This window comes from Rhodococcoides fascians A44A, from assembly GCF_000760735.1.
Taxonomy (GTDB): Bacteria; Actinomycetota; Actinomycetes; order Mycobacteriales; family Mycobacteriaceae; genus Rhodococcoides; species Rhodococcoides fascians_E.
The window spans coordinates 621,702-642,672 of the sequence record NZ_JMEX01000008.1 but is presented as its reverse complement, the minus strand read 5'-3'; the positions used below and the strand labels follow the sequence as shown (position 1 = coordinate 642,672).

The 20,971-nt window shown below is 64.6% G+C and carries 21 protein-coding genes and 2 riboswitches; of the genes, 15 read left to right on the top strand and 6 right to left on the bottom strand.

All coding sequences use genetic code 11. From position 1 onward, the window contains the following. Window positions 1-57 precede the first annotated feature (57 nt). Together purT and BH95_RS15305 are read left to right on the top strand one after the other, a co-directional pair. Window positions 58-1,266 carry a formate-dependent phosphoribosylglycinamide formyltransferase gene (purT, locus tag BH95_RS15310; protein ID WP_020113365.1) on the top strand — a complete coding sequence of 403 codons (1,209 nt, stop codon included), beginning with the start codon at window positions 58-60 and terminating at the stop codon, window positions 1,264-1,266. Beyond that, complete coding sequence (locus tag BH95_RS15305; protein ID WP_037182970.1) at window positions 1,263-1,745, top strand: DUF456 domain-containing protein; 483 nt, start codon at window positions 1,263-1,265, stop codon at window positions 1,743-1,745. Before purT ends, BH95_RS15305 begins: the two co-directional genes overlap by 4 nt. Here BH95_RS15305 and BH95_RS15300 read toward each other — a convergent pair. Beyond that, the gene (locus BH95_RS15300) at window positions 1,738-2,484 is read right to left on the bottom strand and encodes an amidohydrolase family protein (protein WP_019667926.1); all 747 of its coding nucleotides are present in this window, start codon (window positions 2,482-2,484) and stop codon (window positions 1,738-1,740) included. The genes BH95_RS15305 and BH95_RS15300 overlap by 8 nt on opposite strands. 46 nt (window positions 2,485-2,530) lie before the next feature. Here BH95_RS15300 and BH95_RS15295 point away from each other — a divergent pair, with 46 nt between their 5' ends. After that, window positions 2,531-3,409 carry an SMP-30/gluconolactonase/LRE family protein gene (locus BH95_RS15295; RefSeq protein ID WP_037182967.1) on the top strand — a complete coding sequence of 293 codons (879 nt, stop codon included), beginning with the start codon at window positions 2,531-2,533 and terminating at the stop codon, window positions 3,407-3,409. Window positions 3,410-3,463: 54 nt separating this feature from the next. On the opposite strand, the gene BH95_RS15290 is transcribed toward BH95_RS15295, so the two are convergent. Beyond that, window positions 3,464-4,834, bottom strand: coding sequence for an FAD-dependent oxidoreductase (locus BH95_RS15290; protein ID WP_037143485.1), 1,371 nt, complete (start codon window positions 4,832-4,834; stop codon window positions 3,464-3,466). A 385-nt stretch (window positions 4,835-5,219) separates the two neighbouring features. Between BH95_RS15290 and BH95_RS15285 the strand changes: the two genes are divergently transcribed. Genes BH95_RS15285 through BH95_RS15270 form a run of 4 tightly spaced genes read left to right on the top strand, consistent with a single transcriptional unit; the run spans window position 5,220 to window position 8,304 of the window. Then, window positions 5,220-6,086 carry a TauD/TfdA dioxygenase family protein gene (locus BH95_RS15285; RefSeq protein ID WP_019663192.1) on the top strand — a complete coding sequence of 289 codons (867 nt, stop codon included), beginning with the start codon at window positions 5,220-5,222 and terminating at the stop codon, window positions 6,084-6,086. Window positions 6,087-6,115: 29 nt separating this feature from the next. Then, complete coding sequence (locus BH95_RS15280; protein WP_037182964.1) at window positions 6,116-6,643, top strand: Rv0361 family membrane protein; 528 nt, start codon at window positions 6,116-6,118, stop codon at window positions 6,641-6,643. A gap of 12 nt (window positions 6,644-6,655) precedes the next feature. Beyond that, window positions 6,656-7,069, top strand: coding sequence for a rhodanese-like domain-containing protein (locus BH95_RS15275; RefSeq protein WP_019663194.1), 414 nt, complete (start codon window positions 6,656-6,658; stop codon window positions 7,067-7,069). An 11-nt stretch (window positions 7,070-7,080) separates the two neighbouring features. Beyond that, window positions 7,081-8,304, top strand: a complete 1,224-nt coding sequence (locus BH95_RS15270; RefSeq protein ID WP_026347444.1) for an O-succinylhomoserine sulfhydrylase — start codon at window positions 7,081-7,083, stop codon at window positions 8,302-8,304. A 2-nt stretch (window positions 8,305-8,306) separates the two neighbouring features. Here BH95_RS15270 and BH95_RS15265 read toward each other — a convergent pair whose 3' ends face one another. From BH95_RS15265 to BH95_RS15255, 3 genes are all read right to left on the bottom strand, one after another. After that, window positions 8,307-9,398, bottom strand: a complete 1,092-nt coding sequence (locus BH95_RS15265; protein ID WP_037182960.1) for an isochorismate synthase — start codon at window positions 9,396-9,398, stop codon at window positions 8,307-8,309. Continuing rightward, on the bottom strand, window positions 9,398-10,156 hold the full coding sequence (locus BH95_RS15260; RefSeq protein WP_371828087.1) for an HAD-IIA family hydrolase: 759 nt from the start codon (window positions 10,154-10,156) through the stop codon (window positions 9,398-9,400). The genes BH95_RS15265 and BH95_RS15260 overlap by 1 nt, the downstream gene beginning before the upstream one ends. Window positions 10,157-10,243: 87 nt before the next feature. Further along, window positions 10,244-10,543 (bottom strand): WhiB family transcriptional regulator, encoded by a 300-nt coding sequence (locus tag BH95_RS15255; RefSeq protein ID WP_026347446.1) that lies wholly within the window; start codon window positions 10,541-10,543, stop codon window positions 10,244-10,246. A gap of 295 nt (window positions 10,544-10,838) precedes the next feature. On the opposite strand from BH95_RS15255, the gene BH95_RS15250 reads away from it, so the two are divergent. Then, a complete protein-coding gene (locus BH95_RS15250; RefSeq protein WP_033190166.1) occupies window positions 10,839-12,065 on the top strand; it encodes an amidohydrolase in 1,227 nt (408 codons plus the stop codon). On the opposite strand, the gene BH95_RS15245 is transcribed toward BH95_RS15250, so the two are convergent. Beyond that, on the bottom strand, window positions 12,044-13,921 hold the full coding sequence (locus BH95_RS15245; RefSeq protein WP_037182956.1) for an HNH endonuclease signature motif containing protein: 1,878 nt from the start codon (window positions 13,919-13,921) through the stop codon (window positions 12,044-12,046). The two genes, BH95_RS15250 and BH95_RS15245, sit on opposite strands and share 22 nt — an antisense overlap. Window positions 13,922-14,089: 168 nt before the next feature. Then, a riboswitch (SAM riboswitch) is annotated at window positions 14,090-14,187 on the top strand. A gap of 162 nt (window positions 14,188-14,349) precedes the next feature. Here BH95_RS15245 and BH95_RS15240 point away from each other — a divergent pair. The 7 genes from BH95_RS15240 to BH95_RS15210 all read left to right on the top strand — a co-directional run bounded on the left by BH95_RS15240 (window position 14,350) and on the right by BH95_RS15210 (window position 20,970). Continuing rightward, window positions 14,350-15,315: an amino acid ABC transporter permease gene (locus BH95_RS15240; protein ID WP_037182953.1), complete on the top strand. Its 966-nt coding sequence runs from the start codon at window positions 14,350-14,352 to the stop codon at window positions 15,313-15,315. After that, window positions 15,312-16,109, top strand: a complete 798-nt coding sequence (locus tag BH95_RS15235) for an amino acid ABC transporter ATP-binding protein (RefSeq protein WP_019663202.1) — start codon at window positions 15,312-15,314, stop codon at window positions 16,107-16,109. Before BH95_RS15240 ends, BH95_RS15235 begins: the two co-directional genes overlap by 4 nt. Window positions 16,110-16,141: 32 nt before the next feature. After that, a complete protein-coding gene (locus BH95_RS15230) occupies window positions 16,142-17,116 on the top strand; it encodes an ABC transporter substrate-binding protein (protein WP_026347448.1) in 975 nt (324 codons plus the stop codon). 7 nt (window positions 17,117-17,123) lie between these two features. Beyond that, window positions 17,124-18,200 carry an FAD-dependent oxidoreductase gene (locus BH95_RS15225; RefSeq protein WP_037182949.1) on the top strand — a complete coding sequence of 359 codons (1,077 nt, stop codon included), beginning with the start codon at window positions 17,124-17,126 and terminating at the stop codon, window positions 18,198-18,200. 54 nt (window positions 18,201-18,254) lie between these two features. Further along, a riboswitch (SAM riboswitch) is annotated at window positions 18,255-18,350 on the top strand. Between the two features lie 6 nt (window positions 18,351-18,356). Continuing rightward, window positions 18,357-18,869 (top strand): GNAT family N-acetyltransferase, encoded by a 513-nt coding sequence (locus BH95_RS15220; RefSeq protein WP_033190170.1) that lies wholly within the window; start codon window positions 18,357-18,359, stop codon window positions 18,867-18,869. Continuing rightward, on the top strand, window positions 18,866-19,936 hold the full coding sequence (locus BH95_RS15215) for an LLM class flavin-dependent oxidoreductase (protein WP_037182946.1): 1,071 nt from the start codon (window positions 18,866-18,868) through the stop codon (window positions 19,934-19,936). Before BH95_RS15220 ends, BH95_RS15215 begins: the two co-directional genes overlap by 4 nt. Continuing rightward, a complete protein-coding gene (locus BH95_RS15210) occupies window positions 19,933-20,970 on the top strand; it encodes an LLM class flavin-dependent oxidoreductase (protein ID WP_037182944.1) in 1,038 nt (345 codons plus the stop codon). Before BH95_RS15215 ends, BH95_RS15210 begins: the two co-directional genes overlap by 4 nt. Window position 20,971: the final 1 nt, after the last annotated feature.

Here is a 20,971-nt window from a genome sequence, read left to right as displayed (position 1 = left end):
GAATCGAGGTTAACTTAGCGCGACTGGAGGCGCGAGGGAACCCCGAGGCCGTGGATAATGAGCGGCGTGAGCGCAGGAGACGAAGCAGTCCGGATCGGCACACCTCTGACCCCGGGAGCCACGCGAGTGATGCTCCTCGGCGCGGGCGAGTTGGGCAAGGAGGTGATCATCGCGTTCCAGCGCTTGGGCGTCGAGGTCATCGCCGTCGACAGATACGACAACGCGCCGGGCCATCAAGTTGCTCATCACGCCTTCACGATCGACATGAGCGACCCCGAACAGCTCCTGGCATTGATCGACGCTCAGCAACCGGACTTCGTCGTTCCCGAGATCGAGGCCATCGCGACCGACGCGCTCGCCGAGGTCGAGAGTCGAGGCAGGAGTGTCGTCATTCCGACGGCCCGGGCGACGCAGCTGACCATGAACCGCGAGGGGATCAGGCGGCTCGCGGCCGAGGAGTTGGGACTTCCGACGTCGCCCTATGCGTTCGCCGACTCGCTCGAGGACGTTCGCAGCTCCCTGGACTCCATCGGCTATCCAGCCGTCATCAAGCCGGTGATGTCCTCGTCGGGCAAGGGGCAGTCGGTTGTCCGAGGACCTGAGGACGTCGCGGCGGCATGGGACTACGCGTTGAAGGGCGGACGCGTCGACCTCGGTCGTGTCATCGTCGAGGGATTCGTCGACTTCGATTACGAGATAACACTTCTCACCATCAGGTCGACGGCGGGAACGGATTTCTGCGAGCCCATCGGGCACCGTCAGGAATCCGGTGACTACGTCGAATCGTGGCAGCCGCAACCGATGTCGGACGGTGCGCTCGCTGCGGCGAAGGACGTGGCGGACAAGATCACCACTGCTCTCGGAGGGCGAGGCCTGTTCGGCGTCGAACTGTTCGTTCAGGGCGACAACGTCTACTTCTCCGAGGTCAGCCCCCGTCCACACGACACAGGGTTGGTCACGCTTCGTACGCAACGGTTCTCGGAGTTCGAACTGCACGCCCGTGCCATCCTCGGACTCCCGGTGGACACCACGCTCGTCTCGCCGGGTGCGTCGGCGGTCGTCTACGGCGGCGTCGACGCGGAGGGCATCGCGTTCGAGGGTGTCGCCGACGCCTTGGCCGTACCGGAGACCGATGTTCGGTTGTTCGGCAAGCCGGAGAGCTTCGTGCGTCGACGGATGGGCGTTGCGGTGTCGACGGCGTCCGACATCGATTCGGCTCGCGCGCGGGCAACCGAGGCTGCAGGCAAGATTCGTCCCGTCACGTGAGTGCCTGGGGGGAGGTGCTGGTCGCTCTGGCGATCCTCGTGGGGTTGGTCGGGATCGTCGTGCCGATTCTGCCCGGCGTGATTCTGATCTTCGCGGCAATTGCGGTGTGGGCGTTCGTGACCGGTGGCGCCGCGGCCTGGGTGGTCCTGGGAATCGCGACGGTTCTGCTGGTCGCCAGCGGCGTCGTGAAGTACACCTGGCCGGGGCGAAAGATGAAGGACGCAGGCATCCCGACGCGTTCGCTGGTGGTCGGCGGTCTCGTGGGCATCGTGGGGTTCTTCGTCATCCCCGTCGTCGGCTTGTTCGTCGGGTTCGTCCTCGGCACTTATGTCGCGGAACTTCCCCGGCACCGCAATCACGGTCAGGCGTGGAGATCCACGGTCCATGCGACCAAGGCTGCGGGGCTGTCCATCCTCGTCGAACTGTTCGGTGCACTCCTCGCGACCGGTGTGTGGCTCGGAGCGGCGATCTTCATTTGACCCGGTACCAGGCCCGGGCGTTGCCGCCGAGGACCGCGGGAAGGTCGCCTCCCACGGCTTCGGCGACGAGATCGATATCGGTTTCCAGGAACCGTCGGGGCGCTCGGGTGCCCGGTAGATCGGTCCCGAACATCAGGGCGGCAGGGTCGACGGCGTGGATTTTCCTCATGGCATCGACGATGTCCATGTCGACTCGGCCGAAGGCGGAGGCTTTCACGCGGACGCCACGCTCGACGAGGTCGAGCAGGTAGGGCAGGCCCTGCGCGGACATGCCGAGATGGTCGATGCTCACCGCGGGAAGCTTGGACAGGATCGGTTCGAGCGAGAGCAGCATCGAGGCTTCGACGTACAGTTCCGCGTGCCAGCCGACCAGTTCGTGGGCTCTGCGGGCTTGGGCGGTGAGCGTCTGGACGTCCGTCGCGCCTCGTTTGAAGTTGAGCCTGATGGCGCGGACGCCGGCTCGATCGAGTTCGACGATCTCGTCGTCGGACGTATCGGGATCGAGCTGGGCGACGCCTACCCAGCTGGGCCCGAGCGCGTCCAACGCGGCCACCAGGTACGCCTGGTCGGTGGTGTGGAACGACGAACTGATGACCGCGCCGCCGGTGATTCCGAGGCCGTCGGTGTCGCGGTCGTAATCCTCGATGGTGTACGGCTCCGGTGGGTACCCCTGATTCTCGACCAGCGGGAATCGCGGGTCGAGGATGTATCGGTGGGCGTCGAACACAAGGGACAGCATGCCAGCAATGCGATTTCGGCACCCGGGGACCCGCGCCGGTGTTTGAATGCGAAACATGAGAGCTGAAGCAGAAATCGTCCTCGACGGGTACACCTTCCTCGAGTGTCCGCGCTGGCGAGACGGCCGAATCTGGGTGTCCGACTTCTACAGCCAGCGGGTGGTGTCCGCTCGCGGTGACGGGTCGGACGTTCGCGTCGAGGCCGAGGTGCCGCAGCAACCGTCGGGACTCGGGTGGTTGCCGGACGGCCGATTGCTCGTCGTCTCGATGCGAGATCAGAAGTTGCTCCGGCGTGAGGGCGACGGTTCGCTCGTCGTGCACGCAGATCTGTCGTCGTACGTGAAGGCGAACCTCAACGACATGCTCGTCGACGACCGAGGACGCGCCTACGTCGGCAATTTCGGGTTCGATCTGATGAACCTGGCGACGCCGGACACGGCCGATCTATTGCGCGTCGATCCCGACGGTTCGGTGCACGTCGTGGCGAAGGATCTCTATTTCCCGAACGGGATGGGTCTGACGCCCGACGGGGAGCTGGTGGTCGACGAGACGGTCGGCAACCGCATCAGTGTCTTCGCGGTGCACCCGGACGGTTCGTTGGGGGAGCGGCGCGACTGGGTGAAGTTCGCGGAGCTGCCGGACGTGACGTCGATGGAGTCCGCGCTGGGGCAGCTGTCCGTGGCGTCCGACGGCTGCGCGATGGATACCGACGGATCGTTGTGGGTGGCCGACGCGCTGGGTCAGCGAGTTGTGCACGTGGTGCCGGGCAAGGGAATCGTCGATCAGCTCGAATTCGACACCGGGGTGTTCGCGTGCGGCCTCGGTGGTGACGACGGCCGAACGCTGTACGTCTGTGCGGCTCCGGACTTCAACGAGCACCAGCGCAAGGTCGAGACGGAGGGGAAACTTCTGGCGGTGCGGGTCTAGCCGCCGTGAGTAGGAAACGCACAGCGCTCTGTGCGTTTCCTACTCACGCGTGAATCAAGCCTTGTCGGGCTCGGAAGCGCGGAGCATGTCCTCGCGTTCGACGACCTTGACGCGTTCGCGGCCTTCGGGCTCGCCGAGGGAGCGTTCGTGGGCGTCGAGGCGGTACCAGCCGTCCCAGGTGGTGAAGGGAACCTTCTTGTCTTCGAGGAACGTGGTGACCGCGTCGAGATCGGGGTCGGTGGCGCCGGTGAAGCCGGGTGCGTCCTCGAGGAGGTTGGCGACGGTTTCGTTGGCGTCGCCCTTGGTGTGACCGATCAGGCCGACGGGTCCACGCTTGATCCAGCCGGTGACGTAGGTGGCCGGGACCGGGGTGGTCGAGGACGGGGACTCCACGACGCGGCCTGCTTCGTTGGGGATGGTGCCGGCTTGGTCGTCGAAGGGGAGTTGGGCGATGTTCTGGGAGAGGTAGCCGACGGCGCGGTAGACCGCTTGGACGTCCCAGTCGTTGTAGGTGCCGGTGCCGCGGACGTTGCCGGTGCCGTCGAGTTCGGTGCGTTCGGTGCGTAGTCCGACGACCTTGCCGTTCTCGCCGAGGATTTCGGTGGGGGATTCGAAGAAGTGCAGGAACAGTTTGTGGGGGCGGTTGCCGACGTCGCGGATGGCCCAGTCCTGCAGGGTGTTGGCGACCATGTCGACCTGCTTGGATCCGCGGCGGGCGGCTTCGGAGCCTTCGTCGTAGTCGATGTCCTCGGGGGCGACGATGACCTCGATGTTGGGGGAGTGGTCGAGTTCGCGGAGTTCGAGGGGGGTGAACTTGGCTTGCGCGGGTCCGCGGCGTCCGAAGACGTGGACTTCGAGGGCCTTGTTGGCTTTGAGGCCTTCGTAGACGTTGGCGGGGATTTCGGTGGGGAGGAGTTCGTCGCCGGTCTTGGCGAGGACGCGGGCGACGTCGAGGGCGACGTTGCCGACGCCGAGGACGGCGACTTTCTCGGCGTCGAGGGGCCAGGTGCGGGGGACGTCGGGGTGGCCGTCGTACCAGGAGACGAAGTCGGCGGCGCCGTAGCTGCCGTCGAGGTCGATGCCGGGGATGTTCAGTGCGCGGTCGGCGTTGGCGCCGGTGGAGAAGATGACGGCGTCGTAGAAGCGGCGCAGGTCGTCGAGGGTGATGTCGGTGCCGTAGTCGATGTTGCCGAGCAGGCGGACCTGGGGCTTGTCGAGGACCTTGTGCAGGGCGGTGATGATGCCTTTGATGCGGGGGTGGTCCGGTGCGACGCCGTAGCGGATGAGGCCGAAGGGTGCGGGCATGCGCTCGAACAGGTCGATACTGACATCTGTGTCGGACTTCATGAGTGCGTCGGCGGCGTAGATGCCTGCGGGTCCGGCGCCGACGATGGCGACGCGGAGTGGACGAGTCTGATCGGTCATGTGCAGCGAACTACCTTCGTCGAGGGCATGTACGGACACCCCAGCATAAATTAAGTGTTACCTGATCTGGGCTGGTGGTCGTCACTCAAGGCTACGTCGCACTCCGGGCACACTCCAAGGCATCCGGACTTGAGCTATTTCCCGGTTTCAGGTAGGAATTGCATCATGCAGACGACATTCCTGGTCCGGCGAATCGCCCTGGACCTTTGTCGTACCTGCACCACCATGTGTTGTCGGTGACCTCTCCCGCGCACCGGGCCCTCTGAGCGCCCTTCGCTTCTTTCGCCACACATCCAGTACGGCTGCACCGACCACGGTCTCGGCGCGGACGGGCCATGCGGCTCGCCGTCGAAACGTCCGCGGCCATCATGAATCGAGGACAGACATGACCACTGTGGAAACCACGGTTTCACTCACGCTCGACAAGTTCGGCCCGAGTTTCGGTGCCGAGGTGATCGGGCTCGATGTGGCGTCGGCGTCCGATGCGCACATTCGAGCGGTGCGCGACGCACTGGTCGAGCACAAGGTTCTGGTACTGCGCGGGCAGTCCCTCGACGATGCGGGGCAGATCGATTTCGGTCGACGGCTCGGCGAGCTGACGGCGGGGCATCCGGTGCACGACAGTGGTCATGTCGCTGCCGAGGTCTATGCCCTCGACAGTCAGGACAACGGGTTCGCGGACATCTGGCACACGGACGTGACGTTCATGGAGCGTCCGCCGATGGGGTCGATTCTGCGGCCCGTCGTCCTCCCTCCGCACGGGGGTGACACCAACTGGGCGGACAGTCAGCTCGCCTACGAGTCGTTGGCTGCGCCGGTGCGGCAGATGATCGACCAGCTGACCGCGGTGCACGACGGTAACCGCGAGTTCGGCTACTACCTCGCGCAGAAGCGAGGAGGCAAGGGCAACGTCTGGGACGGCAAAGAGGTGACTGCGCTGGTACCCGTCGAGCATCCGGTTGTTCGGGTGCACCCGGAGACCGGTCGCAAGGGCATTTTCGTCAACCCTGGTTTCACGTCGCACATCGTCGGTGTCTCCGAGGCGGAGAGTCGGGGCATCCTCGACTTCCTGTACGCGCATCTGACCAAGCCGGAGCACGTGGTGCGTCACCGCTGGCGTCTCGGTGACCTGGTGCTGTGGGACAACCGGAGCACCTCGCACTACGCCAACCGTGATTACGGCACCGAGCACCGCAAGATGCACCGCATCACCCTGCGCGGCGACATTCCAGTCGGACCCCAGCAGCACTAGAGGTTTGCCGGGCGGGGAAGATTGTCGCCATGGCGTCGTGGCGTGAACGTAGGCAACAGTGGGTCGACAGTCGTGAGGAAGCGCAGAACAACGCGTCTGCAGCAGCTGCCGCGTCGGGTGAACGCCGCCCGCCGAACGCGTGGCCGTTTCTGATCGCCGTCGGCATCGTCGTCGTGCTGCTCGCCGGAATCTTTCTCGCGGCTCGGTTCGCTCCCGCCGAGGACAACGTCACTCAGGCTCAGTTGCTCACCGACAGCATCACCGAGTTCGTCGACGCCCAGAACGAGGGCGACGCCGACGCTCTGCGCGCCGTCACCTGTGACGAGCAGGTGAGCAGCCTCGTCACCGGGTCCGATCAGGACTACACCGACGCTCGGGTTGCCGATGTGGAGGAGAACGGCAAAATTGTGGTCGACGGGGCTCCCAGTGAGTACGAGATCAACGGTGACCGCGGGGTCGTCACGGTGCCGACGAAGTTCGAGAAGACCGGGGCTACGTCGAGCGAGGTGTGGAAGTTCGTCCGCGTCGACGACAAATGGCTGGTGTGCAACGTATGAAAGGCTTGATCCGTGACTTACGCAGGTGACATAACCCCGGAGGCGGCCTGGGAGCTGCTTCGTGACAATCCCGAGGCAGTTCTGGTCGACGTCCGCACGCACGCCGAGTGGCAGTACGTCGGCGTCCCGGACACGTCGTCGATCGAGCGGCCCACTCACCTGATCGAGTGGGTGAGCTACCCGAACGGCGCGCGGAACGAGAACTTCGTCGATCAGCTGAAGGAAGCCGGTGTCGACGGCGAGCGCCCGGTGGTGTTCCTGTGCCGCTCGGGGCAGCGTTCCATCGGTGCGGCGGAGGCCGCGACGGCCGCGGGTATCGGCCCGTCCTACAACGTGCTCGACGGTTTCGAGGGTGCAACCGACGCCGACGGTCACCGCGGCGTCGTCGGGTGGCGTGCAGTGGGACTTCCGTGGAGGCAGCAGTGAGCGAGCAGAGGATTCCGGGCCTGCCCAAAGGCGGAGGCTTCGACAAGAAGCTGCCTGACGGTGTGGGGCAGGGAACGCTGGGTGTTCGCGGCGGGTTGATGAGGTCCGGGTTCGACGAGAATGCGGAAGCGTTGTATCTGTCGTCGGGCTTCGTCTACGAGAGCGCAGGTGCGGCCGAGCAGGCGTTCACCGGGGAGATCGATCATTTCGTCTACTCGCGGTACGGCAATCCGACGGTCAAGATGTTCGAGGAGCGACTGCGGTTGATCGAGGGCGCCGAGGCGTGCTTCGGTACCTCCAGCGGTATGTCTGCGGTGTTCACGGCCCTCGGTGCGCTGTTGAAGGCGGGTGACCGTCTGGTGGCTGCGCGCAGCTTGTTCGGTTCGTGCTTCGTGGTGTGCAACGAGATCCTCCCGCGGTGGGGCGTCGAGACCGTGTTCGTCGACGGTGAAGACAACGCGCAGTGGGAAGAGGCGCTGTCGGTACCGACGACTGCGGTGTTCTTCGAGACGCCGTCGAACCCGATGCAGTCGCTGGTGGACGTCAGGCGTGTGTCCGAGCTTGCTCACGCGGCGGGCGCAACGGTGGTGTTGGACAACGTGTTCGCGACGCCGTTGCTGCAGAAGAGCTTGGAACTGGGTGCGGATGTGGTGGTGTATTCCGGCACCAAGCACATCGACGGCCAGGGACGTGTCCTCGGTGGTGCGATTCTCGGTAGCAAGGAGTACATCGAGGGCCCGGTGCAGACGTTGATGCGTCATACCGGCCCTGCGCTGAGCCCGTTCAACGCGTGGACGCTGCTCAAGGGTCTCGAGACCATGCCGGTTCGGGTGCGTCATTCGACGCAGTCGGCGCTCGAGATCGCGACGTTCCTCGAATCCCATCCTGCGGTGTCGTGGGTGAAATACCCGTTCCTGGAGTCACATCCGCAGCACGAGCTGGCGAAGAGTCAGATGACGGGCGGCGGAACCGTCGTCACTTTCGAGCTCGCTGCTCCCGAGGGTGAAGGCAAGAAGCGTGCGTTCGAGTTGCTCGACGCTCTGCGTGTCGTCGACATCTCCAACAACCTCGGCGACTCGAAGACTCTCATCACGCACCCTGCGACCACGACGCATCGCGCCATGGGGCCGGAAGGCCGTGCTGCAGTTGGTCTTTCCGACGGGGTCGTTCGTATCTCGATCGGCCTGGAGGACACCGAGGATCTCATCGCGGACCTGAAGCAGGCGCTCGGCTGAGCTCAGACGCCGAAGGCGGCCAGTACCGTTCGGAACTTGGCTGTCGTTTCGGCGAGTTCGGCGTCGGGGTCGGATTGGGCGACGATCCCGCCGCCGGCGGTGGCGAGGGCCGAGCGACCGTCGGCGGCGAGTTCGAGGCCTCGGATGGCCACCATCCATTCACCGTCACCCACGGCGTCGGCCCATCCGACTGCGCCTGCGTAGAAGCCCCGTGGTCCTTCGATCCGCTTGATCGCGTCCATCGCCGCCCGGCGCGGTACGCCCGCGACGGCAGGTGTGGGATGCAGGGCGATCGCCAGATCGAGCGAGGTCGTCGCCGCGTGGCGCAGAGTCCCGGTGATGGGTGTGCTGAGGTGCCACAGTTGCGGGGTGCTGCTGAGCTGCGGTTCCGGCGGGATGTCGAGGTCGCTGCACAGCGGTTCCAGTGCGGACCTGATCTCGTCGACGACGAATCGGTGTTCGGCTTGGTCCTTGGCGCTGGCTGCGAGGCGAGCGGCGATGGCGGCGTCCTCGTCGGGGATGTCGCTGCGCGCCGCGGTTCCGGCGAATGGATGGCATGTCACGGCGCGGCCGTGGCGCCGAATCAACAGCTCCGGGCTCGACCCGACGAGGTACGAGCCCGCATGCTCTGCCCCCGCTGCGGAGAGGTCGACGGCATAGCCGTTTCCCAGGACGTCCTTCTCGACGAGGGTGCCGAGCAGGGCCATGGGGTCGATCGGGGAGTCGGCAAACAATCGGAGCGATCGCGCCAGCACCACTTTCTGCACCGACCCGTCGCGCATGCTGTTCACCAGTGCGCGCACGCGCGCGACGTGTTCCTCCGCAGAAGGGATCTGTTCTCCGACGCGGACCCGGGGCAGCGCAGTCGTGAACGCTCGCCAGGGACCGTCGGTTCGACGCAGTGATGTCGGGTGTGTCAGGGCCACCGGGTCGGCGTCGTCGAACGGCAGGGCACCGACGACGGGCGTTCCACTGCGGACGGCTGCGACGGCGTCGTCCGTCGACGCGTACGCGTTCTCCACTCCGTCTGCTTCGACGTTGTAGGTGCTGCGTGACAGAACGAAGGTCGGTGTACCGGTGGGCGAGGGCGCCATCAGAACGGCGACTGGGTCCGGCCGACGAGATCGGCGACCGAGTTGATCACCTTCGTCGGGCGGAACGGGTAGTTCTCGACGGACGTCTTCGTGGAGATTCCGGTGAGTACCAGGATGGTCTGCAGGCCTGCTTCGAGTCCGGAGAGAACGTCGGTGTCCATGCGGTCACCGATCATCAGCGTGCTTTCGGAGTGACCGCCGATGGCGCGCAGCGCCGAGCGCATCATCAGCGCGTTCGGCTTCCCGACGTAGTATGGCTCTTTGCCGGTTGCCTTGGTGATGAGGGCTGCGACGGACCCCGTCGCGGGCAGGGAGCCTTCTCGCGACGGCCCGGTGGCGTCGGGATTGGTGGCGATGAACCGAGCGCCCTTCTCGACGAGGCGAATGGCGGTGGTGATGGCCTCGAACGAGTAGGTGCGGGTCTCACCGAGCACGACGTAGTCCGGGTTGGAGTCGGTGAGCACGTATCCGATGTCGTGCAGCGCCGTCGTCAGACCTGATTCGCCGACGACGTACGCGCTGCCGCGGGGACGTTGGTTCCCCAGGAAGTTGGCCGTCGCCAGTGCCGACGTCCAGATGGACTTCTCGGGGATGTTCAGGCCGGTGCGTTCGAGCCTCGCGCGCAGGTCGCGGGGTGTGCGGATCGAGTTGTTGGTGAGCACGATGAACGGAATCTCGTTCGCCTGCAGCTCCGCGACGAACGCGTCGGCGCCGGGTATGAGGTGATCCTCGTGGACGAGCACACCGTCCATGTCCATCAGGTAGGTCCAACGCTGGGGCTCGTCCTTGTCGCTCACCCCTACAGTCTTCCACTCGCGACGTTTTCCACTCGCGGGAAGTGCGATCTAGCCGGCTTTCTTCAGTGCCGTGCGCCGCAGGGCCCGTTCGCGGGCGGTCATTCCACCCCACACTCCGAACGGCTCGTTGGTCGCGAGGGCGAACTGACGGCACTGAACGATGACCGGGCATTGTTCGCACAACACCTTCGCCCTGTTCTCGCGCTGGCGCCGTGCGGTCCTGCCTTCGCCCGACGGGGAGAAGAACACATCGGAGATCGGATCGGGGCCTGCGGAGTCTTCGGTGGTGCCGTGCCCACGGCAAACCGCGTCCAACTGCCACTGCCATGCTGTTGTCGTTGGGGCCATGAACCGATGATGGCGTTCCTGCAGACCACGGAGAAGGTTTCGAATCATCGAGCGTCTAATGATGGAGTGAACATCTGGTGACCGCGTAGGGCAACGGTGTTCAGTGGTGACAGCGCCTCTACCGAGACCGGCAATAGAATCAGCCTGATTCTGAGTTTACCGAGTGCGCGAAAAGCATTGTCTTCGTGGGCCTTCGATGCACTTGTGCACTTCTCTTGTCGTCGAATTCAGGGAGATGTGAAGGTACGGGAACTAACCTCCTGACCGAAGTGTCTTCACTCGACGGGAGATCTGGATGACGACGTTGGCGGCGGTGCGGCCATCTCGACTGCGCGAACTGTACGAGGATTTCCACCGTTGGCCGGAGGTGGCGTTCCAGGAGAGACGGACTACGGCCGTGATCGCCGACGAGTTACGCGGCCGCGGACTTCACGTGTCCACGTCGGACACCGTGACCGGTCTCGTCGCGACGCTGGAGAACGGGCCGGGGCCGGTGGTCGGCCTTCGCGCGGACATAGATGCGCTGCCCATCGCGGAGCAGACGGGCGTTCCGTACGCGAGCACTACCGGTGCGATGCATGCCTGTGGCCACGATGTGCACATCACGTCGCTGATCGGCACGATCGACAGGCTCCTGGCGGTGCGGGACCGGTGGTCGGGCACCGTCGTCGCGATCTTCCAGCCTGCGGAGGAGGTCGGATCGGGGGCACGCGCGCAGTTGGCGTCGGGAATCTTCGACGATCATCCGACCCCGCACATCGTGCTCGGGCAGCATGCCAGCGGCGCACTTGCTCCGGGCACCGTCGGGTCACGGCCCGCGGTGTTGCAAGCCGCTGCCGATACCTGGCAGATAACTCTGCGCGGCGACGGTGGGCATGCTGCCGGTCCGCACAAGACCGTCGATCTCGTCGTGCTGGCGGCGTCGATGATCCTGCGTTTGCAGACCATCGTGTCCAGGGAGGTTCCGCCGAACGAGACTGCGGTGGTATCGGTGGGCACGATTCATGCGGGCACCGTCAGCAACATCCTTCCCGACGAATTGACGTTCACCGTCAACGCTCGGTCGTTCACCGAGGAGGTGCGGTCTCTGATCGAGCGATCCGTGCGTCGAATCGTCGTTGCCGAAGCCCAGGCCAGCGGCCTCCAGGCAGAACCCGAATTCGAGCACACGGTGCACTTCCCGCTGAACGTCAACGACGTCGCCGCATTCGAGACCGTTCGATCGGCGCTCGAAACCGAGTTCGGCGAGCACGGCTTCACCGTGGTCGACCCGGTCACCGGTTCGGAGGACTTCGGCGAATACGGCACCAGTTTCGGTGTCCCGTCTGTCTATTGGTACTTCGGCACCGGTCTGGCGGAAGAAGTGGCGAGCAGGGTTCCGGTGCCGAACGGTCACAGCCCCTGGTACGCGCCCGACCCCGACGTCGCCATCGACGTCGGGGTGCGAGCGTTCACCTCGGTTGCGCTCGCAGCGTTGAATTCGGTCGTGCCGCCTGTTCGTCAGAACGGCGGCGGCCGGTAGCGTTCACGCGCGGTCACGACTGCGCGATGTTCGAGGAGTCGTTCTCGGAGGAAAATCGCGTCGGCACGTGCCGTGGGGTCTGTCAGTCGCGCGATGTCACCGAGCGACGGCACGTAGGCAGCCCGATCGGTGTCGGCCACGTCGCCGTATTCGCTGTACTCACCGATGTACGTTTCCCACCACGTGGGTGCATACAGCTCGTCGGGTGGATCGCCGGTGGGGGTGGTCGGTCGGGGTGTGCGTGTGCGTTTGTTCTTGCGCGCGGGTACACCGTTGCCCGGGACCATCACCGTGCCGAAGGAGGACGGTGTAATTCTTCGCAGACCGGAGCGCGATGTCCAGAACACACTGTCGCCGTCCAGTTTCGCGGCAGCCCAGAGCTTCATGGTTTTGGCTTGATGGTGAAACGCGCACAGCGGCTGCAGATTCGACGCAACGGTCCACCCACCGGCCAGCGGGTCGGTGTGATCGAACGGAACGACATGGTCGATCTCGCACTGCGCGGCGGGCACACTGCACCCAGGGAACGTACAGGTGCAATGGGTCGCACGCGTCAGCGCGGCCAGCTCGGCCGACGGCCGGTACGTCAGTGCACCGGCAGGGGGTTCGCTGAACCCTCCGTGACCGTCCGGGTGCATCCCGGAGGCAAGCGAGGGGTTTTCGCCGACAGCGGCCAGAAATGCGTCGATGGCAGCCGACAGACGAACATCTCGTCCGGCGCCGTTACGGCCGGTCCTCGCCTGATTCGGATCGGGAAGTGTGGCGGCTGAACGGGTTCGGCCCCGCGCAATGATGCGGAAGGCTCTCGGCTCACCTGGTGATCCGGTAATGGTGTCGGGCTCGGGTTCGGGTGTCGTGTCACCTGAACTGTCGTCGGCAGCAGCTTTCTGTGCCTTGGCGGCGTCGAGGAATTCGGTGAGAAGTAACTGCCAGCGGGCGTCGCCTGCGATGAGGCGTGCCGTGTCGGGGTCCAGTACGGTGCCGTCACCGAGGGTCGCGGGTTCGCTGGCCAGACCGAGCAGTGTTTCCGCGCTGATCAGTATCTGCAGGAGGTGAGGGCGACGCCTCCGGCCGAGGTCGCCCGATCCGCGGACAGGGCAATCCTCCCTGCCGCACAGGCACGCGATGGCCTCCTCGCGGTGGATCAAGGCAACCAGAGCATGTCCGCGCAGCTGTCTCGTGGAACGCGGGTCGCGCGCACAGACCGTGCCTGCGATCTCGTCGAGAACCGAATTGCATTCCACGCCTTCGAGAGCGGTCATCTTTGCGAACAGAGTGGCCATTCCGTCGGCGCCGTGTTTGATCGATGCGCACCGTTCTTCCGATTCTGCTGCCTTGCGTGCCGCCAGTGCTTCGGCCTCGTTGTAGTCGAACCAGTGCGCCCAGATGCGCTCGCGCAATCGACGGATACTGCACCGACGTGCAGAGGCCAGAACATTTGCTTCGATCCCGCGGACGGTGTTGTCGCTCGCTTTCGACAGCACGAGCGCGATGGTGCGAACCCGTTGATAGTCGAGGTCGCCCGCTCTGAATGCGTCGAGGATGGCCGGGAGTCGCTCCTCCAATTCCCTGCCCACGATCAGTCTCTCGCGAGTCGCTGTGCGCGACAGAGCAAGAGTCACCGAGGCCTCGCATTCGACGGCTCGCTGCGCGAGTGTCACGTCCGCTTCGCCGCCCTGGCTGTGGATATCCGCCTCGGTGGCCAGCCTGAACTCTCCGAGTGCGTACACGCCGCGGATCAGTTCGGCCGAAGCTCGGTTTTCGGCCCTGCGTGACTCTGCAAGGCCGTCGAGGATATGCGCAGCCGCGTCGGCCTCGCTCCGTACCCGCTCTTCGATGCCCCCCGGCTTCCCCATGGCTTCGAACGTACTCGAACATGTGTTCGATTGCAACGCACTCCGAACAATCCGTTTTCCTGGATGCAAGGTTTGAAATCAGGGTGATTCGAACCCTAACGTCAAGCGCCGCTGCACAAATCGGTTGCGCTGACTTGACGGTTGCACTATCGAGCGAATACATTCCTGTCACCATCCAGAGCGACCGAGAGACCTTGGCTCTACGACGTCGCAGCAACCCCCTGCCTCACGGTAGGTGTGGGTGCTACCGCCAGGACCGATGGAGGACACATGAACAGCGCACCGCTGTACCGGACCGAGTGGCGTCGTCTGCACGTCGACCTGTGCCGTATCGCGACGTACTGCTGTAGCTAGCGCGCTACCCGCATCGCACCACCCCTCGCTCTACTTACCTCGGCAAAGGCTTCGATCATGCATGCTCACACCCGGTGGATCCGGTGACTCAATTGGACGCGCGGCCCGCCGCCGCAGAACCGACCGTCGACGACGAAGATCTGATCGTCGCCAAGAAATGGCACCCGTGGCGCTGGATCGTCAGCGTGGTGGTTCTCGTACTCGTGGCGCAGTTCGTCCACGGTCTGGCCACCAACCCGGGCTGGGATTGGACGACGTTCGCTCAGTACTTCACGGCGGCGTCGGTCATGTCCGCGCTGTGGTTGACGATCCAGCTGACGTTCTGGGGCACGCTGATCGGGTTCGCGATCGGTATCGGTCTTGCTGTCGCTCGGTTGTCCAACAACCCTGTTCTGCAGGTCATTTCGTGGTTCTACATCTGGTCGTTCAGGTCCATTCCGCTGATCGTGCAGCTTCTGTTCTGGTTCAACATCGCGTACCTGTATCAGACATTGACGCTCGGAATTCCCTTCGGTCCTGCGTTCTTCGAGTTCAACGTCAACAACGTCATCAGTGGATCGACGGCCGCGATCATCGGTCTTGCTCTTCATCAGGCTGCGTACTCGGCCGAGATCGTCCGTGCCGGCATCATCTCGGTGGACCAGGGTCAACTCGAAGCCGCTGCCGCGCTGGGTATCCCGAAGCGGCGCGAGTTCTTCAAGATCGTTCTGCCACAGGCGATGCGGGGCATCCTGCCGAATGCCGCCAACGAGGTGATCAGCCTCTTCAAGGGGACCTCGATCGTGTCCGTCATGGCGATCGCCGAGCTGTTCTATCAGGTGCAGGTCATCTACGGCCGTAACGGCCGCGTCGTTCCGCTGCTCATGGTCGCGACGGTCTGGTACATCATCTTGACCTCGGTTCTGTCCGTAGTGCAGTTCTACGTCGAACGGCACTACGCCAAAGGCGCGGTGCGGACCATTCCCCTGACGCCGATCCAGAAGATTCGCAAGCGGGTTGCCGAGATCACCGCACCGCCGCGCGGAGGAGCTACGCGATGACGACGCTCGACGCCACCACGCCCACCGAGAACAGCAAGTACGCCGTCGAGGTCCGGGGCGTGCACAAGTCCTACGGACCACTCGAGGTCCTCAAGGGTGTCGACCTCGTCGTCCGGCCCGGTGAGGTGACGGTGATCATCGGTCCCTCCGGATCGGGCAAGTCGACGCTGTTACGCAGCCTCAACCACCTCGAGAAGGTCGATCAGGGAACGGTCCGTGTCGACGGCGACCTCGTCGGATACCGTCGTCGGGGCAACAAACTGCACGAGCTCAGCAACAAGGACATCCTGAAGCAGCGCTCGCAGATCGGTTTCGTGTTCCAGAACTTCAATCTGTTTCCGCACCTGACCGTTCTCGAGAACGTGCTCGAAGCTCCGGTGTCCGCGCAGAAGCGCAAGCGTGCCGACGTCGAACCCGAGGCGCTCGCCCTTCTCGAGCGCGTCGGGTTGAAGGACAAGGCACACGACTATCCACGACGCCTGTCGGGCGGGCAGCAGCAGCGTGTGGCGATCGCACGCGCACTTGCTCTGCGTCCCAAAGTGATTCTGTTCGACGAACCGACGTCGGCCCTCGACCCCGAGCTGGTCGGAGAGGTACTCGAAGTCATCCGAGGACTGGCCCGTGAAGGCGCGACCCTGGTGATCGTGACCCACGAGGTCGGATTCGCCAAGGAAATCGCCGACACCGTCGTCTTCATGGATGCCGGGCAGGTCGTCGAACAAGGCACTCCTTCCGAACTGCTCGACAATCCACAGGAACCGCGCACCAAAGCTTTTCTCGCGCACGTTCTCTAGACCTCCACACCCACACAACACAAGGAACAACCATGCCCAGATTCAACCGGGGACTTATTGTCCTCGCGTCTGCACTCTCTGCTGCGGCCGTGACCCTCACCGCATGCAGCGAGCCGGCGGCGGAATCCGAGGTGGTGACCGAGACAGGTCAGACCTTCGATCTCTCGCCGGAGCAGGAAGGCCGCGTCCACGCCGACAAGGTGGACGACATCGCAGCCAAGGTTCCGCAGGCGATCCGTGACAGCGGCGTGCTGACCATCGCCGGAACATCCGGAACTGCCCCGCCGCTGCGCTTCTACGCCACCGACGACACCACCGTCGTCGGATCCGAGGTCGACTTCGGCATCCTCATTGCCGACATCCTGGGATTGAAGCCCGAGATCACCGTCGCCGACTGGGCGCAGAACTTCGTCAAGATCGACTCGGGCGAGAACGATGTCTTCATCTCGAACGTCACGGTCACCGAGGAGCGCAAGGACAAGTACGACTTCGCGACGTACCGTCTGGACAACCTCGCGTTCGAGACGCAGAAGGACACGGACTGGACTGTCGACAAGCGAGAGGACATCGCGGGCAAGAAGATCGGTGTCGGATCGGGTACCAACCAGGAGCAGCTGCTGGTGGAGTGGAACGAGGCCAACATCGCCGACGGGTTGGCTCCGGCCGAGATCGCCTACTACCAGAACACGTCCGACTATTACCTCGCACTGTCTTCCGGTCGCATCGACGGCTACGTCGGGCCGAACCCGAGCGCTGTCTATCACGCTGCCACCAGTGGCGAGAGCAAGATCATCGGCACGGTCTCCGGAGCAGGCGACGCTTTGCAGGGGGAGATCGCCGTGACGACGAAGAAGGACAACGGGCTCATCGAGGCCGTGCAGGAGGCGATCGACCATGCGATCGAGACCGGTGATTACCAGAAGGTCATCGACCGGTGGGGCCTGAAGGACGAGGCAGTCACCGAATCGGTCGTCAACCCGCCGGGTCTGCCGCGCAAGGCTGGATAATCGGTACATGAACGTAGTAGTCGTCGGTGGCGGAGTGATCGGTGCGGCGTCCGCCTGGGTGCTCGCACGGCGTGGCCACAGCGTCACCCTGCTGGAACAATTCGCGCCGGGCCATCGTAACGGCGCGTCACACGGAACTTCCCGCATCTTCCGTCATGCCTACGCCGACGACTACTACGTCGACCTCGCCGCGCGTGCGTACACACTGTGGCGAAAGCTCGAAAACGAGACCGCTACAGAGCTACTGACGCTCACGGGCGCCGTCGATCACGGTGCACCCGTCATCGTGACTCCGCGCGTCGAGGCGCTCGCGAAGGCCGGGCTGGCGAGCGAGGTCCTCGAACCGCGTGAGGCACAGAAGCGTTGGGCAGGGCTGAAATTCGACACAACAGTGCTTTATCACCCGGACGCCGGGCGGTTGCACGCCGACCGTAGTGTGGCCGCGTTCACCGCTGCGGCTGCCGCCTTCGGGGCGAGAATCGAGTACGGCAGTCCGGTGCGCAGCATCTCCGCGAGCGAGGTGTCCACCGACGCGCACACCTACGTGGCCGACCACATCGTGGTCGCCGCAGGTGCCTGGACGTCGAAGGTAGTCGACTCGCACGTCACCCTGCCCGAACTGGTCACCACACAGGAACAACCCGCACACTTCCTACCGACCACCTCGGCCGACTGGCCGAGCTTCATCCACCACCCCGGCGCCGAACTCGACGGTGAGGGGATCTACGGTCTGCAGGGCGAAGAGGGCGTCAAGATCGGCGAACACGGAACCGGACCGATCGTCGATCCCGACACGCGAAATTTCGTCGCTCGCGAGGACGGTGTCGACCGACTGCAGACGTATGCCCGCACCTGGCTGCCCGGCGTCGACGCCGCATCAGCCGACCCTCTGACCTGCCTGTACACCACAACGCCCGACTCCAATTTCGTCGTCGACCGTGTCGGGAACCTGACCGTCGCCGGTGGATTCTCCGGACACGGCTTCAAATTCGCGCCTGCGATCGGCGAGCTCGTCGCGGACCTGGTCGACGGTGGGACGTCCGAGACACCCTTGTTCCGGCTGGGAGCTCGACAGATTTCCTAGCAATCGGGAATGGAACAGCACCGGTCCCGGTTCGTACAACTGAAAACACCATCCAGACCATCCAGAGCGACCGAGAGACCTTGGCTCGACGACGTCGCAGCAACCATCACGCCGTGTGCGTGCGGGTGCTCCCGCCAGGACCGATGGAGGAGAAACATGACAACCTCGCTGGGAACCACAGCACTGCAGTTCGTTGCCGTCCACCAGACCGATCCGCTGGCGGCGCCGCTGATCGAGGAGCTGGCACTCGAGTATTCGAGCCGGTACGACACCACGCCGGGGCAGATGTACAGCGAGTTGACGTCGTATCCGGCCGACGAGTTCGAGCCACCGGGCGGTGCGCTGGTGGTGGCGATCGCCGAAGGTGTTCCGGTGGCCGGGGGAGCTTTTCGTCAGTACGACGCCACCACTGCGGAATTGAAACGCATCTGGACGTCGGCCTCGCACCGTAAGAGGGGTTACGGAAAGCTCGTCGTTGCCGAACTCGAGCGTATCGCGTCCGAGCGGGGTTACCGCCGTGTCTACCTGACCACCGGATGGAATCAGCCCGAGGCTGTTGCGCTGTACCTGTCCACCGGGTACACAGCGCTCTACGATCGGTCGCTGCCCTCGGCGGAAGTCGGCGTTCACCCGTTCGAGAAGTCCTTGAGCTGTGAGGGCGCAGAATGAAGTTTCTGCTGATGAGCCTCATCGCCCACCGACCGGATCCGATCTCGCAGGAGAAGAAGAGTCCTGCGGAGAGGTTCACGGATGTGGTCGAGACTGCAGTTCTCGCAGAAGAACTGGGTTTCGACGGATTCGCGGTCGGTGAACGTCACGAGGACCCGTTCATCTCGTCGTCGCCGCCGGTGGTGCTCAGCAACATCGCGGCTCGTACGTCGCGGATCGGGTTGTTCACCGCCGTCACGACGCTGAGTCTGTTGGATCCGGTTCGAGCGTTCGAGGATTACTCGACGCTGGGCAACCTGTCGGGTGGCAGGCTCGAACTGATCATCGGCAAGGGGAACGGTAGCGCGCAGGCAGATCTGTTCCATGTCACCCCGGACGATCAGTGGGACCGTAACCGCGAGGGTTACGAGTTGTTCCGCACGCTGTGGGAGAGCGATACCGTGACCTGGTCCGGTCGGTTCCGGCCGTCGTTGAACAACGCCAAGGCGCTCCCGCGTCCGCTGCAGGAGCGCATCAGAATCTGGCACGGTAGCGCAACCAGCACCGAGTCCGTGGATCTTGCTGCGCGCTACGGTGATCCGCTGTTCTCGGCGAACGTCAGCCACCCTGTTCAGCCGTACGCCGAGCTCATCCGCTACTACCGCGAGAGGTGGGAGCACTACGGGCGTGCTCCACAGGACGCACTCGTCGGCGCGGGCACAGCAGGCTTCCACGTGGCGCCGACCTCGCAGGAAGCTCTCGCTGCGTACCGCTTCACCTTCGAGGCACGCCTCGCGGCGCAGCGTAAAGCCGGTCTGCCCGTCGTCTTCGACACGTTGGAGGACCTGGTGGAGCGCAGCTCGGCGTTGATCGGCAGCCCTGAGCAGGTGATCGACAAGGTCGGCCGCTACCACGAACGGTTCGGCCACGAGGTGATCCACCTCAGCGCCGATGCCGACGGTGTGACCGCATCTCAACAGCGGCGCAGTCTGGAACTTTTTCAGTCCGACGTGGCTCCCGTTCTGCGCCACCGCATTCCCAGCCGGCCGCTGGTTTCCGAAAGTTCTCCGAAAGAGGTTCTGGTATGAGCATTTTCGCCCTCGGTATCGAGCTGGACGGGGAGGGAACGCATCCAGCGGCATGGCGTCGGGCGGCGCACGCACCGAGCGAATCCCTGTCCGGTCGAGTGCTCGGCCGCCGCGTCGCTGCCGCGGAGAACGCAGGATTCACGTTCGCGACGTTCGACGACTCCATCGTGGCTCCCACCGGGGACGTGGGCGCCCGGGTCGACGCCGTCAACCGCGCGTCGTTCGTTGCTGCGACCACGTCGACGATCGGGTTGGTTCCCGTCGTCGGGACCACCTACGCAGAGCCGTTCCACACCGCCTCGCAGCTCGCCACGCTGGACTACGCGTCCCGTGGCCGCGGCGGATGGATTCCGGTGCGGGTCGACGACGCTGCTGCGGCGCGGGCGTGGGGCCGTCCCCTCGTCGAGTCTGCGGTGGACCTGGACCGCGAACAGGCGGACACCATCACCGTCGTACGGCAGTTGTGGGATTCGTGGGAGGACGATGCCGTTGTGCGTGACGTCGCGACCGGACGCTTCCTGGACCGAGACAAGCTGCACTACGTGGACTTCGAGGGCGAGAGCTTCTCGGTGAAGGGCCCGGCGATCGTGCCGAGGCCGCCGCAGGGGCAGTTGGTCGTCTTCGGTACCGAAGACGACCGGGATCAGGTCGACGTCGTGCTCGAGTCGAACGAGAGCACACACCGCGGCGACGGGCTCACGTTCCTCGAACTGGACGTCACGCTCGACGCGTCCGGCGTCACGGCGTCCGAACGTACGGAGCTGTTGAATTCGCAGGGGAGTGCGCCGACGAGCGGACGGCGCGAATACGTCGGTGACGCGGCCGGATTGGTGAACCTTCTGACCGACATCGCAACGCGATACGACGGCGTTCGCCTGTTTCCGACCGTCGTCGACGAGGACCTTCCGGCCCTCGCGCGCTACGTTCTACCGCCGCTGTTGAAGTCAGGTGTTGCACATCGACCCGTACCCGGATCGACGTTGCGCGCCAACCTCGGACTGACTCGGCCCGCCAACCGCTACGAAAGGGTCTGAC